Genomic DNA, 15,616 nt, shown 5'->3' with positions numbered 1-15,616 from the left:
TTAGAAGAACTCGGTATAACGTTGAATTTCCCAGTCAGACACATGACGGCAGTATTCCACCCATTCCATGCTTTTTTGTTCGATGAATTCATCGACAATTTCTGCGCCTAATGTTTCTTTAAACAATGGATCGGCTTTTAATGCCTCCACCGCTTCTTTTAAAGATTGCGGCAAAGTGGCAATACCACGAGCAGCGATTTCTTCTAATTCCAAGGTATATAAATTTTCATTACACGCAGGTGGTGGTGTCAGTTCACGCTCAATGCCATCTAGACCTGCTGCAATAATCGCTGCCGATACCAAATATGGGTTACAGCCAGCATCTGGTAGACGTAGTTCAATACGACCATAAGGAATACGTACCATTGCTGAACGGTTGTTTGAACCATAAGCAAGGAAAGCGGGTGCCCAAGTCGCGCCCGACAGAGAACGACCAACCACTAGCCGTTTATAAGAGTTAACCGTTGGCGCACAAAATGCACATAACGCAGGCCCATGCGCCAATAGTCCAGCAATAAAGTGATACGCCATTTTTGATAAGCCCATGCCGCTTGGGTCACTTGGGTCATGGAACAAATTGCTGGATTCATCACTGCCAATAGAGAGATGAAAATGCATACCGTTACCAGCACGTTTCGGATCTGGTTTTGGCATAAATGAGCAGATAATGCCGAGATCATTGGCAATTTCACCTGCCGCCATACGGAAGAAAGTGAACATATCTGCCGAATTCATGGCATCACTGTAGGTATAGTTAATTTCAAACTGACCGTTGGCATCTTCATGGTCGATTTGATAAATATCAAAACCAACTGGAATTAAAGCTTCAGTCAAACGCTCTAAAAACTCACGAGAACGAGACAAACCTTTATAGTCATAACAAGGCTTAGCCAGATTGTCCGAATCATCGACCGCTTTGAGTTTGCCATCTTCACCACGACGGAACAGACTGAACTCGGGTTCCAGACCTGTATTTAAAGTCCAGCCCTTTGCACTCAAACGTTCCACTTGCTTACGCAGAACATAACGCGTGTCATACGGATGTGGCTGACCATTCACATAGCCCTCACACACCACACGACCATAGCCCGGTTGCCACGGCACAGGGGTTAAGGTAGATAGATTCCCTTTCACCATAAAATCGGGACCATGAGGTTGCATGCCCATCCCTGAAATGGCAAAACCTGCAAAACCAACCCCATCTTTTTCAATCGCTTTCAACCCAGAAATGGGCACCGATTTGGTTTTTGCTGCCCCATGAATATCAACAAACTGAGCCAACACATATTTCAAATGAAATTGATCAATAATCTTCTGTACCTCGGGACGGTACATTCCACGATTAATGATATTGTCATGATCAACCACTTCTTTAACAGCCTGCTGCAACATTTGACATACTCCTGATATGACAAAAATTATATTTGGCTTGAAAACTGCATGGATATAGATTTACATCAACACAAGTTTCATAGCAAGAAATTTTATTTACTAAAGAGAAAGCAATTCTCTTGCCAACTTTCTATAAATTTCATCAAAAAATTGACTCAGGAAAATAAGTGTTTAATATTCCTAAAAAGAATATTAATTTCTTACAAAGATTTTAATTTTTCCAACACGACAGAAATGTTTTTAGTAAAATCCTACAAAATGAACTATCAAAAACAGTGCAGAGTTGAACCATAATGAGACAAACAAAGAACAGCTTGAAGCTAGAACAGTACATCGGCATCCAAATTAAACGCTATCGCCAAGAGCAAAGCTTAAAGCTCTCAGAAGTTGCACAGATTGCCGGAATTAGCCAAGGCATGTTGAGTAAGATTGAGAATGCTCAGGTTTCCACGAGCCTTGAAACACTGAGTCGCCTGAGTGAAGTGTTGGGTATTCCAATGTCGACTTTATTTACCCAATATGACCAGCAAGAGAGCCATGCCATGTTGGTGAAATCGGGAGAAGGTATGGAGGTGGTGCGTCGGGGCACAGAAAAAGGACACACCTACCAACTGATGACCCATTCAAGAGGCCCGCGTAAAAATTTTGAGGCGTATCTGGTCAGCATGGATGATGCAAGTGAAGAGTTTCCAACCTTTGCACACTCGGGTACTGAAATGCTGTATCTGGTCGAAGGTGAATTAATGTATCGACACGGGCATGAAGTCTTTCATATGCAACCGGGCGACTGCTTAACACTCGAAGGTGAAATTCCGCATGGCCCAGAAAAATTAATCAAAGTCCCTATTCGTCTACTTTCTGTCATGAACTATGGGCCGGGTGAAGAATAACAGACTCACCTGTTCATATTGGTCGCATTTGCGGTTAGCTGTCTGTCGCCATGACATGAGAGATAACCGCAGATCGTCATGCTTTAAAATCAATCACACGACTAATTTATGTTTCAAGATAGATCAAATTAAAAATCATTTTCTTAGCCGCCACATCACTATAAGAAATTTATAAAACAATAAATTGAATAATTTTTAGACTAAAAATCATCATGGTACAAGAATTGCTTTCATAAAATAAAATTAATATTCCCTTGAGGAATATCAAACACTTCCTTCATCTGAAGGACATATGAAATAACACGCTTTTTTCTTTAGATATGGGAGTAAACACATGATTTCCAAGGCGTTAAAAAAAATGCTGCTGGGTTGCCTGACGATCTTACCGACCTATTGTTTTGCCGCCGATGCCCCTTTTGATGCCGCATCTACAGTATGGATTATGATATCGGCTATTTTGGTGCTGATCATGTTCATTCCTGGATTGGCGCTTTTTTATGGTGGGATGATTCGCGCTAAAAATATCCTGTCTATTTTTTCACAGTTTTTTGCCGTTGCGAGTATTGTCGGTATTTTATGGGTGGCTTTTGTCTATAGCTTCGTGGCAGATACCAGCAATATGACGGAAGGTTCTTTAAATCTAAATAGTTTTGTCGGTGGTCTAAGTAAAGCATTTTTTGCAGGGATCAATGACCAGACGCTTGTTGCAGGCGTACCTGAATATGTCATCGCAACCTTTGGTCTAACCTTTGCCATGATTACCCCCTGCATTGCACTTGGTGGCTATGCAGAACGGATAAAATTTGGTGCAGCGGTACTTTTTGGTGCTTTATGGTTGGCTTTGGTTTATGGCCCCTTAGCCCATATGGTATGGGGTGGCCCAGGGGCGATTATGCACAATTGGGGTGTTCTGGATTTTGCTGGCGGAACAGCCGTACACATCAATTCAGGGGTTGCAGCATTGGTCGGTGCAATTGTATTGGGCAAACGTCGTGGTTGGCCAACAACCGCCATGCCACCGCACAATTTGGTCTATACTATGATTGGTGCAGCACTGCTTTGGGCAGGTTGGTTTGGGTTTAATGTCGGTTCTGCCTTAGCTGCCAACACCACAGCAGGACTGGTTTTACTCACAACAATGATTGCAACCTGTGGTGGTATTTTCGGCTGGATGCTCATTGAAAAAATGGTGCTTAAACACGTGACATCATTAGGTTTAGCTTCTGGTGCTATTGCCGGATTGGTTGGCATCACGCCTGCCGCAGCTTATGTCGGGCCGTTAGGTGCAATTGCTATTGGCATCCTCACCAGTATTGGCTGCTTTTTTGCAGTAACAGGCTTAAAACGCAAATTTGGTTTTGATGATGCTTTAGATGTCTTTGCTTTACACGGTGTGGGCGGGATGATTGGTTGTATTTTGACAGGTATTTTCTGTATTCCTGCCTTAGGCGGTAATCAGAATGTAAATGTTGTGCACCAACTCATTGCACAAGTTTCAAGTATTGCATTAACTGTTGTGTATTGTGGCGTACTGACGTTTATTATTATGAAAATCATTGATAAAACAATTGGTTTACGTGTATCTGATGAAGCAGAGCAACGTGGTTTAGATATTAGTGATCATAATGAACGTGCTTATAATGATTGATGTGACCTGCTTAAAAGCCTGAGAAATGTCTTAGGCTTTTTTTATAGCAAAATTATGCTTCGTTCTGATATTCCGCAATCGCTTCTTTAGCAATTCGAAAGCTATCTACAGCAGCAGGCACGCCACAGTAAATTGCAACCTGTAAGAGTACTTCACGAATTTTCTCTTTAGGTAAACCATTTCGAAGTGCACCTTTAACATGTAGTTTTAATTCATGCGGACGATTTAAAGCTGAGATCATTGCCAAGTTAATTAAACTGCGCTCAGGCTTACTTAATTCTTCACGTCCCCAAACAGCTCCCCAGCAATATTCAGTGACTAGTTCTTGAAGAGGAAGATTAAACTCATCAGCATTGTTGATTGAATTATTTACATATTCTTCACCAAGAACTTGTTTGCGGATTGCTAAACCCTTTTCAAATTTTTCATTACTCATATATTCAATCCTCCAAACAAGGTGTATTTAATTTCTAGATAATCTTCAATACCGTATTTAGAACCTTCACGCCCCAAACCAGACTGTTTAATTCCACCAAACGGCGCAACTTCATTTGAAATAAGGCCTTTATTAATTCCCACCATGCCATACTCAAGCTGTTCACTCATTCGCCAAGCACGACCTAAATCTTTGGTATAACAATATGCGGCTAAACCAAATTCAGTTGCATTTGCCATTTCAACTGCTTGTTGCTCGGTTTCAAATTTAAATACAGCTGCTAGCGGACCAAACGTTTCTTGGGTTGCCACATCCATATCAGCGGTAACATCTGCAATCAGTGTCGGTTCAAAAAACAATTCACCCGCTTTATGCTTTTTACCACCAACCACAAGACGACCATTTTTATCTAATGCATCTTGAATATGAGCTTCAACTTTTTTTACCGCATTGGCATTAATTAATGGCCCAATGTCATGCCCTGCTTCTAATCCATTACCAATATTAAAGTTTTGAATTTTCTGGCTTAGGGCAGCAATAAATTTTTCATAAATGCCCGCCTGCACTAAGAATCGATTGACGCAGACACAGGTTTGCCCTGCATTTCTAAATTTGGCGATGAGTGCTCCCTCAATTGCTGCATCTAAATCGGCATCATCAAATACAATAAACGGCGCATTGCCACCCAATTCTAAGGAAACTTTTTTTAAGGTTTTTGCTGAACGCTCAAGCAACATTTTGCCGACTGGTGTTGAACCGGTAAAAGTAAACTTGCGTACGACATCACTTTCAAAAATCGCATCACCAATATGAGCTGCATCACCTGTAATCACACTAAAAATTTCAGCAGGCACGCCGGCTTGCACAGCTAAGTCCACTAAAGCCAAAGCAGTAAAAGGCGTTTCTGGTGCTGGTTTTACAATACAAGGACAACCTGCCGCCAAGGCTGGAGCAACCTTACGCGTAATCATGGCAGCGGGAAAATTCCACGGCGTAATAGCTGCAACGACGCCAATAGGCTGTTTATTTACAACAATACGAGCATCTGGATATGGGCTTGGAATAATATCGCCATACACTCGTTTTGCTTCTTCGGCAAACCATTCAATAAAACTGGCAGCATATAAAATTTCACCTTTGGCTTCGGCTAAAGGCTTTCCTTGCTCACTTGTTAAAATAAAAGCCAATTCATCTGCGTTTGAAATAATTAAATCGAACCATTTTTTTAAAATAATTGATCGATCTTTTGCTGTTTTATTTTTCCATAGCGGCCAAGCTTCTTTGGCAGCTTCAATGGCACGCTCGGCTTCAGCTTTGCCCATATTTGGGACAGTACCAATAATCTCTAGTGTCGCCGGATTTAAAATTTCGGATGTTTGTTGATGGTCTGCATCACACCACTTTCCAGCAACAAAGGCTTGCTGACGAAATAAAGCGAGTTCATTAAGCTGCATGATCATTATCCTATTGAGATCTTCTGCATTGATAGTGGAGCGATAAATAAATTAAATAGCTCACCATCAACTTTGTATTATGGCATACCAAAAATTAATTTAAAAAAATCTTCGGTATGCCCGAATGTTTAAATGTATTTAGAAATAATAAAACAGCGTTAAGTTAAGCAACTTATTCCACTGGTTATCATCCCCTTGTGCCAATGAATCTTGAGTTCCTCCAATGAATGGGTCATTTTTACTCATGATATATTCAGCCACCAAAGATAGCTGTTTATGGTCAATAGACACACCAATAATATTACGAATCGAATCTTTCATACTGTCCTGATCTTTGTCGTACTGACTGTACATAAAGTACGGCGTAATGTTTCCGATCTGCTTAACATTTTTGAAAGAATAACCCACATCTGCGGTATAGAACGTTCCTTTGTTAGCGACATAATATTCACTGTCGTAAGAGCCCATGAGCGACTGATTAGGATTAAACTGGTCCTGATTAGTTACATCATTTTTACCGCCAGTAAGGGTCACATTTAAATTGCCATAATTGGCTTTGCCAAAAAGTGCCCATGCATGACGCCGCCCATCACTCGAAGCAGCTTTATTTTCAATATCGGATGTCCAATATGAACCACCGAGCTGTGTGGTTAAACCATTAATTCCAAGATTTATATCTTGAGTCACTCGGCCTACCCACATGTTCTTTTCTTGCAAATCGGTTTTGTTGGGATCATCTGAACTGACATAATTTGCAGTGTAGCGACCTGAATCTTGGGTAGAGCCTGTGTAACTTCCACCATCTACCGCAAAATACCCCACATCAAACTTAGTTGCTGTCGGCAATTCAAAATGATAATTCAAACCAAGATTGTGAACGTCTTCTAAACCTGCGGTTGTGCTCATACTTCCATATAGGCTATTACCCCAAAAACGTCCCGGTCCAAATGGAATCGGCTGAAAACCTGCCACTACCTGATCTGTTTTATTTAATTTGTACCCTACATAACCATCAATTAAGGTAGAAAAATCACATAGACGGTCATATTGATAACAACGATATTCCGCATGACCAAATAACGGTCCACGCTCATAGTCCAGTTTTAACTGCGCAGCATCAAAACGAATTTTTTGATCAGAAGCAGTTTCGCCATAGTGTTTATCTTGATAGTTAGCGCGAACATAGCCTGATAGGGTGAGCTTGCCGTATTCACCATCGCTATTTCCAAAACTTACACCTGCGTAACTTGGATAGATTACAGCCATCAATGCTGTGCTTAGAGCCGCTTGTAAATAGCTTTTTTTCATTGTGGGATTCCTTTCACTACAATGCTTATTGAGGTAATTTTGCGTTTAATGCGGGTGCAGAACATTTAATCTTTCCTAGATTAAAGACGTAATACACAACCAGACTCACCACCAATCCAATGACCCAAGAAATATCCGCATCCGGAATTACATCGGCCAATGCACCTGTGAAGAAGGCATTTTTTAAGAACGGAATTTGTACCGCAATCCCAATGAAATAAGCCGTAAGCGCTTTTGCATTAAATTTGCCATAAATACCACCATCACGTGCAAAGATAGATTGAATGTCATAAGACTTTTTATTTACGACATAGAAATCTAATAAATTAATAGATACCCATGGGACCAAAATAAATAACAGCGCAAAAATCACATTCAAGAAGAAACTAATAAAGTTACTTGATGCCCAAAGTGCCGTTAAAGTCGCTAGAACTAATACAATGATTGATAATACGACTCGGATATTTCGACTTGGCATCCACTGCCCTGCAAAAGTCTGAATAGAGGTAATACAAGACAGAACCGCACCGTATAGATTCATGGCATTATGTCCAATGATATTGCATAAGAACAAAATCATAAGGACATAACCGAATAGCCCAGTACCTGACTTTACCGCTTCCATGGCATCTGTGGTTGAGCCAATACTGACCGCGATCGTACCAAATGCCATCGCAAAAATAGTTCCTAACGATGCGCCTAAATAGGTAAAAATAAATGGCTTATAAATACCAATCGATTTCGGTAAATATCGTGAATAATCTGAGGTGTAAGGTGAGAAACTAATTTGCCATACTGCACACAAACCAAACATGGCAAACCAGCCTTTCATATTGAAAGAGCCTTTGGCAAGTACATCTGCATTAATATGCGGCACCATAATCATGAGGCCGATGAGCAACGAACCACCCATAAACCAAGTTCCAATTTTATTGAACTTATGAATAAAGTGATAACCGATCACGCCTATGGTAGTTGCTGCGATTGCGCCAATCACGGTCGCGGTCGGCACAGGAATAGCAGGAACAACGGTATGAAGGGTCTTGCCTGACAAAATAATGTTAGAGATGAAAAAACCTAAATAAATGAGGGTCGTGAACAGTACAACCAGCAATGCCCCATAACGTCCGAATTGTGCGCGGCTCTGAATCATTTGAGGAATGCCGACCTGCGGGCCTTGTGCAGAAGTTAAAGCAAGAATCGCTGCACCAAAAAAGTGTCCGCAGCAGATCGCAAGCAATGCACTTACTATATTGAGGTTAAAGGTTAAAATTGACATTGCCCCCGTAATCACGGCAAGCGGTGCAATATTGGTACAAAACCATAATGTGAATAAATCGCGAACTTTCCCATTACGTTCAGAGGGAGCAACATAATCAATAGAATGACTTTCGATAGCGAAAGCATTATTGCTATTTTCGTTTTGGCTCATATCAATCTCTCTTTGAGGAATTCATTTCCTCAATATCAAAAAATCTGCCCAGCCAAAGTCATGTCGGTATGACTAGGCTTCATCTTTTTATTTCCTTTTACAAATAGCTCATTTCTCTATTTGTGTTGTTTTAGCCAAGAAAAAGGTAAAGCCAGTCCGATCAATACTTGATTAAGCATCGATACATCTAGTTTTACGTTTTCAACTATTTAAAGCTTTAGGCGATTGATAAGTTTGACTGATTCATTTTTTCATCCTTGAAATTAAAATCCCGATATATTTTCATACCTCAAGTCATGATTTATCTCATGACAAATGGGTCATCAATTGGCTCATCTGAGGTACGTAACCAAACTGTTTTGGTGGTGGTGTAATCTAGAACCGCATTTGCGCCACCTTCCCGACCATGTCCCGAAAGCCCATGTCCACCAAAAGGCGCAAGTGGAGAAACCGCGCGGTAAGTGTTTAACCAAACAATTCCCGACCCAATGACTTTGGTCATACGGTGCGCACGGCTTAAATTGGTGGTAAAAACGCCTGCTGCCAACCCGTAAGGCGTACTATTGGCTTTTTGCACAGCTTCCGCTTCATCTTTGAAACTATCTACCGATAACACCGGGCCAAATAGTTCAGTGGTAATGCAATCTGCTTGAGGTGCATGAGTGCAATCTAAAATAGTCGGTGGATAGTAATACCCTGCTCGCTCAAGGCTTTTACCGCCAGTAAGAAGTTTTGCCCCTTGCTGGATTGAACTTGCAACGACTTGCTCAATTTTTTGGCGTTGGCGTAAGGTACAAAGCGGTCCAAACTCGGTTGCCATCTCATGGGGTAAACCAATTTTTATGGTTTGTACGCACTCAACCAAACGTTGAACAAATTCATCTTTAATGCTTTCTTCAACCAATAAGCGTGAACCTGCTACACAACTCTGCCCTGTTGCAGCAAAAATAGCAGCGACCTGAGCATTTACCGCACTTTGAATATCTGCATCAGCAAATACAATAAATGGTGATTTGCCACCTAATTCGAGTGAAACTTTTGCAAGATTTTCAGCCGAGTTACGCACAATGTGCCTTGCCGTTTCTGGACCGCCTGTAAACGCAACATGGGCAACGTCCGGATGACTACTCAACACGGCGCCACATTCAGGTCCGAAACCCGTAATTACATTGACCACTCCAGCCGGAAAACCCGCTTCATAGACCAATTTAGCAAAAGCCAATAATGGTCCAGGGCCGTCTTCAGAGGCTTTTAGCACGACGGTACAACCTGCCGCTAAAGCTGGGCCAACCTTTACTGCCGATAAAAATAACTGACTGTTCCAAGGAACAATTGCAGCAACCACACCCACGGGTTCACGAACAATCCACGCTTGCATGTCTGCCTTATCAATCGGTAGAAAACTGCCCTCTAATTTGTCGGCAATACCTGCATAGTAGCGATAATATTCAGCGACATAGGCAATCTGGCTCGATGTTTCACGAATAATTTTGCCCGTGTCACTGGTTTCAATTTGAGCCAGTTGCGGTGCAGCTTTTTCAATTAAATCAGCCAACTTATAGAGCAATTTACCACGCTGGGAGGCCGTTAAATCTGCCCATTCCGGTGCTTTTAATGCCCGAGATGCCGCCTGAACTGCTCGATTGACTTCATCGGTTCTCGCTTCCGGCATCTGTGCCCAGACTTCACCTGTTGCAGGATTAATACTTTCAAAAGTCGCTGCACCAGATTCAAACTGACCATTAATATAAAGCTTAAAATCTGCTGTCATGATATTCGCCTCTATGCAAATGCCGGCATAACTTCATTGATCATACGTTCTAATGAGGCTTTTTTACGTTCAAAGCTCATGCCCGTATCAATCCAGAAAGAATATTCGTTATAGCCCATTGCTTCATAAGCTTTTAAGCGGTCAATCACTTCTTGGGCTTGTCCAATCACGTTATTTTTGCGCATCGCTTCTGGTGTATAAAAAGGATGTGCAGCAATTTCTTCAGGGCTTAAAGGCGCGATTAAACCTTGATTAATTTCACGCTCATTTTTAAACCAAGCGCCGAAATAGTTATAGAAGGTATTGATTTCATCTGCTGCCAGTTGAGCATCTTCTTCACTATCTGCCACATAGGTATGGCGGAGCAACATAATTTCAGGGCGTTGAATTTCATTGAACTTTTCGCAAGCTGCATTGAAATGTCCCATGAGCTTTTCAACTTCTTCGTCACCTAAATGCAAAGGCGTTACCTGTACATTACAGCCATTTTGCACAGCAAATTCATGGCTATTTGGATCACGAGCAGCAACCCAAATTGGTGGGTGCGGTTGTTGAAGCGGTTGAGGTGCTGAGGTAGTTTTTGGAAACTGCCAAAATTCACCGTTATGCTCATAATCGCCTTTCCAAAGGTTTTTAATGGCGGGAATCATTTCACGTAAACGCTGACCTGCACTCCATGCATCCATGCCGGGAACCATACGTTCATATTCAAACGAATAGGCACCACGAGCAATACCAATATCTAAACGACCATTGGTAATAATGTCGGTCATTGCAGCTTCACCTGCAAGTTTAATCGGATGCCAGAATGGTGCTACCACCGTGCCTGTACCTAAACGAACATTTTTGGTTTTATTGGCTAAATCGACCAGATTTAAAAATGGGTTGGGTGCAATGGTAAAGTTCATGGCATGGTGTTCGCCTGTCCAAACTGCATGCATACCGCCGCGGTCTGCAATCTGACAAAGCTCAATCATTTCATCATAAAGCTGCTTCTGAGTTTGCTGATCAGAAACACGTTCCATATGCACAAATAATGAAAAACGCATGATTAAACTTCCTCTTTAACGATTTGACGAACTGTACCTGTTGTCTGATTTCCGTAATAAACACCATAAGTTTTCAAATGGTTTTCTTTGCGATAGCGCATCAACATACTTTCTAAAGCGCTGTCTACAAACTCTAGCTTTTCAAGATCATTTAAATCGACAAACTGACCTTTGGTGGCTTGAGCTACGGGTGTGTTGCATAAAAATGAAATATATTGCTGCTGGTTTTCAACGTTTTCATATACAGAGTAAATGAAGTTGGCAGAAGCATCTGGCTGATATTGTGCAAAGATTTTCTCAAGCGCTTTATCTGCACCGTCTTTATCTACCATGACATGTGGAATAGTCCATTTATGATCGGCAGTTTCTTCAAGCAAAATGGTATTTTCATGACCAATAATCGCACTCATTACCACTTTAGGGCCAGAGATCACCTCAGCAGAAAGTTTGGCCGGAGTGAAATATCCACCACGATAATAACCAAGACCTGCAAAACCTGTCGAAGCAAAATCTTCAACTTTACCAATTAAAATCGCATGGTCACCTGCATCGACAACTTGGTAGGTTGTACAGTCAAACCATGCACTGACATGATCGATCAGCGGGTTCTGGCAAGCACTTTTTGTCCATGAAAGATTTGCAAAACGGTCTTCGCTTGGACGAGCAAAAGTATTTGAAACATCCTTTTGCTCTTCTGCCAAAATGTTAATTGCAAAATGAGTGGTATTTGCAAAGTTATGATAATTGCTTGATGTCTTGGCAATACTCACTAGAAGTAAAGCTGGGTCCAAAGACACCGAAGCAAAAGAGTTCGCTGTAAAGCCAAGTGGCGTTCCATCTTCTTTACAGGTTGTGACCACCGTAACGCCCGTCATAAATGACCCGAAGGCATCACGAAGTTCACGCATTTTATTGATAGTATCCATTTCACTCATTGTTATATTCCTTCAGCAATGTGTGGCAAATTAAACGCTGGTTTCCAACCACGCTTGCATTGCATTATTCACTTTGTCAGGTGCAGTTAAGTTCACCATGTGACGTTCATTTTCAATGACAATTGCAGTGCCATGCTTTGCCTGATTCGCCATTTGCACAGCCATTTCTGCAGTTGAGTTCGGATCATCCGTTCCGGTCAATACCAAAGCAGGACAAGTGATCTTTGACCAGTCATCTGCATAGGTTTCATCGCCTTGCGCAAAAGCAGAATACGCAGTGGTGTAACCAGACAAGTCAACATTTTCGAGCCAAGTTTTTACTTTGGCTGCTGCTATACGCTCGACTTCACTTTCGCCAAACCAGCGCTGTAGTGGAGTCTCAACATCAATACAGCCTGTTTTTAACTCTTCAGCTCTTTGGATGACTGCATTACGTGCTTGTGTTGTACGTTTATATACACCATTGAGCACCGCCATTCGTTTAACCAAATCAGGTCGGGTAACGCTGACACCTGTCGTAATCAGTGATCCCATTGAATGTCCCGCTAAATTTACAGGTCCTAGATTTAAGGCGGTAATAAATTCGATGGTCCATTCAACAAAATCTTGTAATTTTGCGTCTGCCGGTAATTTTGTACTTTGACCATGTCCCGGCATGTCTACTGAAATTACATGATAATGTTTAGAAAAATATTCAATTTGTGGATACCATGCCGCTGCTTGCATTCCCACTCCATGGATCAGAACCAGAGGCTCTCCTTCGCCTTGCTCAAAATAGTGAGCAATACGGTTATTTGACAGCTGCAGGGTTTTTGACATCATGACCTAACTCTTCCAAATCTTTATAACGATCACCAATACGATGATGTGGTCGACCACCTGTTGCTGCACCAATCACAACAACCAGCTCATCGGCAGCAGGTGCATCTGGAATTGCAAATTGCAATGTTAAGTAATGAGAACGACGGCCTTCGTCATTTTTATCCATCATTGGAATTAAAATCGGAGCGTTTGCTGGGCCGCGGGTATTGTTAAATGCCAAATAAGATTTCGCACCAACAGCACTACGGTAAGTATTACCAAAATGTAAGGTGTGAATTAAAGCTGATGCATGTTCAAGTTCACCATTTAAGCCCACCACTGCACTTTTACCAAAAGCTTCAACAGCTTCACCAGAACCCACTTCATCAAGAATAAGCTTGGTTAAATGTTCGCTTAAGATTGGCGCAATACGGCGAATTTCCGGTGTTAGGTTTTCTACATAACCTTGCCCTGCCCATGGATTTTTAATAACCGCTGCGGCTGCCACCATTTTTAAAGGATTTGCTGCTTCTTTGCCGCCATCTACATAAGTGGTTTCTACATGAAGCACTGTTTTACGTATGAGTTCCATTGCTCTTCCTTACCAGTAAATTATCTTGTTATTCGTATTATGGTATACCATAATACATACTGAAAAAAAAGCAAGAGTTTGCTATGCTAATTTTTATTGAAAAACATGTAATGAAACTCAACATGTTAAAAAACAGGAAAATTTAATTACCTATGAATCTTAAAATTGAAAACCCGCCCGTAACTTTACGAGAGCTGTGTTTAGATAAAGTACGTAATGCCATTATTACGGGCTATTTCCCTTCAGGAAAAAGATTGGTTGAAAGAACGTTATGTGAAGAACTTGGCGTGAGCCGTTCTGTAGTTCGCGAAGTGATTCGTTATTTGGAAGCAGAAGGTTTAGTCGAGATTTTGCCAAACAAAGGACCTATTGTTTCGCTACTTAACTGGGACATCGCTTCACAAATTTATGAAATTCGTCTTTTGTTAGAGCAAAGTGCTGTGGTTGACTGCACTAAAAATCTAGATGAAAAAACTGCTGAAAAATTAAAGCTTCTATTAGAAGATCTTAAAGCTGCTTTTGCTGCCGATGACATCAATCTGATTATTGAGACCTCAACCCAGCTTTATCAAACCATCTTTACTACAGCAAAACACCATATTGCGTGGGAAGTGGTTCAACGCTTAAATGGTCGTATTAGCCGTCTACGTGCCATGACTATGAAATCGACAAAACGTGAAATTTCAGGTTATCAACGTATTAAAAATATGTGTGAAGCCATCTATCTTCACAAAGACCCTGAAAAAGCAAAACAAGCGGTCGCTGAACATATTGCTGAGGCTGCTGCTGTCGCAAAAAATATTTTAGATGCGTGAAATCACAAATTTTAGGAAAAGGTAAATAGACCTTTATTGAATAAATTATAGGAAAATACGATATGTCTGCTTACTGGATTGCTCATGTCACTATTCATGATATGAAACGATATAAAAAATATATGCAGCTTGCTCCAGCGGCATTTCAAAAATATGGTGCTAAATTTTTGGCGCGTGGTGGGAAAGCCCTCAATCTAGAAGGACAAGAATTTGAGCGTCATGTTGTTATTGAGTTTGTAGATCTGGCAACGGCACAAGCCTGCTATGATTCAGAAGAATATGGTTTAGCACGCGCAGCACGTGAAGGCTGTGCAGATGTTATGATTAGTATTGTTGAAGCATAATAATGCATTGCTATACATAGAAAAATGGGTATAGACCTCAGCCTATACCCATTTTGTTTTGAAATAAGTGATCAGCTTACAACAACCCTTCTATACCGACAGGCTTACCACCAAATTCGGCAATCGCATCTTGCAAGACTTCCCACATATATAAAGCAGCCGAACGGTCACAGAGAATATTAAATTTTTGCGTTTGGGCATCACTTACATTCAATATGATCGCATTGACCCGCGCAACCGAAGTCTGTGCAACTTGCCCTACAGCAAAAACTTCACTCGATAAATCGACTGCACAGAGTTTTGCCATGACCAATGCCGCAGTATTTCCAGTCAGTTGTAACCATGCATGACTGTCTTGACGCGGTAATAAATAGTTCGCGCGATCATCCATCGTCCAGTTATTTTCTAACTGGCTGATTCGTTCACCAAAATCATTGAGTGAACCAAACAAGAAATATTCTGTGGCAGATAAACGTGCAACCCAGCTGCCATCCGCTTGCTGTACAGCAAAATTTGCAGCATCTGGCAAATGAAATCCAAAACTACTTAAGTAAGTTGCTGCATTCGTCCCACGAAAACCCACACGAGAAAGATTGGTCAAATCCACAATCGCAGATTTCTGAATTTGGGCTTCAGTATCTGTTGCCACATCTTTAAAAAACCTTTTACCCTGACCAAAAGGCTGATAAAGCGAGGCAGCAACAGTGTTCGCAATCGGACTGCGCTGTGCATCGTATAAAGTTTGCATG

At 41.4% G+C, this 15,616-nt stretch carries 15 protein-coding genes and 1 pseudogene; 4 read left to right on the top strand and 12 right to left on the bottom strand.

Annotation, left to right across the window (positions count from 1 at the left end; genetic code table 11):
• Positions 1–1,392, bottom strand: a complete 1,392-nt coding sequence (glnT, locus tag ABDV70_RS00700) for a type III glutamate--ammonia ligase (protein WP_343594628.1) — start codon at positions 1,390–1,392, stop codon at positions 1–3.
• 293 nt (positions 1,393–1,685) lie between these two features.
• Here glnT and ABDV70_RS00695 point away from each other — a divergent pair, with 293 nt between their 5' ends.
• Both ABDV70_RS00695 and ABDV70_RS00690 read left to right on the top strand, forming a co-directional pair.
• The gene (locus tag ABDV70_RS00695; RefSeq protein WP_343594626.1) at positions 1,686–2,282 is read left to right on the top strand and encodes an XRE family transcriptional regulator; all 597 of its coding nucleotides are present in this window, start codon (positions 1,686–1,688) and stop codon (positions 2,280–2,282) included.
• A 334-nt stretch (positions 2,283–2,616) separates the two neighbouring features.
• Positions 2,617–3,930: an ammonium transporter gene (locus ABDV70_RS00690; RefSeq protein ID WP_343594624.1), complete on the top strand. Its 1,314-nt coding sequence runs from the start codon at positions 2,617–2,619 to the stop codon at positions 3,928–3,930.
• Between the two features lie 52 nt (positions 3,931–3,982).
• Here the strand turns inward: ABDV70_RS00690 and ABDV70_RS00685 are convergent, their stop codons facing one another.
• The 10 genes and pseudogenes from ABDV70_RS00685 to ABDV70_RS00640 all read right to left on the bottom strand — a co-directional run bounded on the left by ABDV70_RS00685 (position 3,983) and on the right by ABDV70_RS00640 (position 13,708).
• Positions 3,983–4,366, bottom strand: coding sequence for a carboxymuconolactone decarboxylase family protein (locus ABDV70_RS00685; RefSeq protein ID WP_343594622.1), 384 nt, complete (start codon positions 4,364–4,366; stop codon positions 3,983–3,985).
• A complete protein-coding gene (locus ABDV70_RS00680; protein WP_343594620.1) occupies positions 4,363–5,820 on the bottom strand; it encodes an NAD-dependent succinate-semialdehyde dehydrogenase in 1,458 nt (485 codons plus the stop codon). Before ABDV70_RS00680 ends, ABDV70_RS00685 begins: the two co-directional genes overlap by 4 nt.
• Positions 5,821–5,958: 138 nt before the next feature.
• The gene (locus ABDV70_RS00675; protein ID WP_343594618.1) at positions 5,959–7,128 is read right to left on the bottom strand and encodes a hypothetical protein; all 1,170 of its coding nucleotides are present in this window, start codon (positions 7,126–7,128) and stop codon (positions 5,959–5,961) included.
• 25 nt (positions 7,129–7,153) lie between these two features.
• Positions 7,154–8,560 carry a cytosine permease gene (locus ABDV70_RS00670; protein WP_000081163.1) on the bottom strand — a complete coding sequence of 469 codons (1,407 nt, stop codon included), beginning with the start codon at positions 8,558–8,560 and terminating at the stop codon, positions 7,154–7,156.
• Positions 8,561–8,595: 35 nt separating this feature from the next.
• A pseudogene (locus tag ABDV70_RS00665) lies at positions 8,596–8,739 on the bottom strand (hypothetical protein).
• A 122-nt stretch (positions 8,740–8,861) separates the two neighbouring features.
• Positions 8,862–10,331, bottom strand: a complete 1,470-nt coding sequence (gene tgnC / locus ABDV70_RS00660; RefSeq protein WP_343594616.1) for a (Z)-2-((N-methylformamido)methylene)-5-hydroxybutyrolactone dehydrogenase — start codon at positions 10,329–10,331, stop codon at positions 8,862–8,864.
• 11 nt (positions 10,332–10,342) lie between these two features.
• Entirely contained in the window at positions 10,343–11,380 is a 1,038-nt protein-coding gene (tgnB, locus tag ABDV70_RS00655) for a flavin-dependent trigonelline monooxygenase oxygenase component (protein ID WP_057086184.1), read from the bottom strand.
• 2 nt (positions 11,381–11,382) lie between these two features.
• Positions 11,383–12,315 carry a flavin-dependent trigonelline monooxygenase reductase component gene (tgnA, locus tag ABDV70_RS00650; RefSeq protein ID WP_109090544.1) on the bottom strand — a complete coding sequence of 311 codons (933 nt, stop codon included), beginning with the start codon at positions 12,313–12,315 and terminating at the stop codon, positions 11,383–11,385.
• 30 nt (positions 12,316–12,345) lie between these two features.
• Positions 12,346–13,137, bottom strand: coding sequence for an alpha/beta hydrolase (locus ABDV70_RS00645; protein WP_343594614.1), 792 nt, complete (start codon positions 13,135–13,137; stop codon positions 12,346–12,348).
• A complete protein-coding gene (locus ABDV70_RS00640; protein ID WP_343594613.1) occupies positions 13,106–13,708 on the bottom strand; it encodes an amino acid synthesis family protein in 603 nt (200 codons plus the stop codon). The genes ABDV70_RS00645 and ABDV70_RS00640 overlap by 32 nt, the downstream gene beginning before the upstream one ends.
• A gap of 152 nt (positions 13,709–13,860) precedes the next feature.
• Between ABDV70_RS00640 and ABDV70_RS00635 the strand changes: the two genes are divergently transcribed.
• Together ABDV70_RS00635 and ABDV70_RS00630 are read left to right on the top strand one after the other, a co-directional pair.
• Positions 13,861–14,523: a GntR family transcriptional regulator gene (locus ABDV70_RS00635; protein ID WP_032034542.1), complete on the top strand. Its 663-nt coding sequence runs from the start codon at positions 13,861–13,863 to the stop codon at positions 14,521–14,523.
• 62 nt (positions 14,524–14,585) lie between these two features.
• Complete coding sequence (locus ABDV70_RS00630) at positions 14,586–14,867, top strand: DUF1330 domain-containing protein (RefSeq protein ID WP_343594612.1); 282 nt, start codon at positions 14,586–14,588, stop codon at positions 14,865–14,867.
• A gap of 76 nt (positions 14,868–14,943) precedes the next feature.
• Here the strand turns inward: ABDV70_RS00630 and ABDV70_RS00625 are convergent, their stop codons facing one another.
• On the bottom strand, positions 14,944–15,615 hold the full coding sequence (locus ABDV70_RS00625; RefSeq protein WP_343594611.1) for a sarcosine oxidase: 672 nt from the start codon (positions 15,613–15,615) through the stop codon (positions 14,944–14,946).
• Position 15,616: the final 1 nt, after the last annotated feature.

Origin of the sequence: Acinetobacter sp., from assembly GCF_039596015.1 — a bacterium.
GTDB lineage: Bacteria > Pseudomonadota > Gammaproteobacteria > Pseudomonadales > Moraxellaceae > Acinetobacter.
The sequence above is the reverse complement of the archived record's forward strand: the minus strand, read 5'-3'. Positions and strand labels throughout refer to the sequence as shown.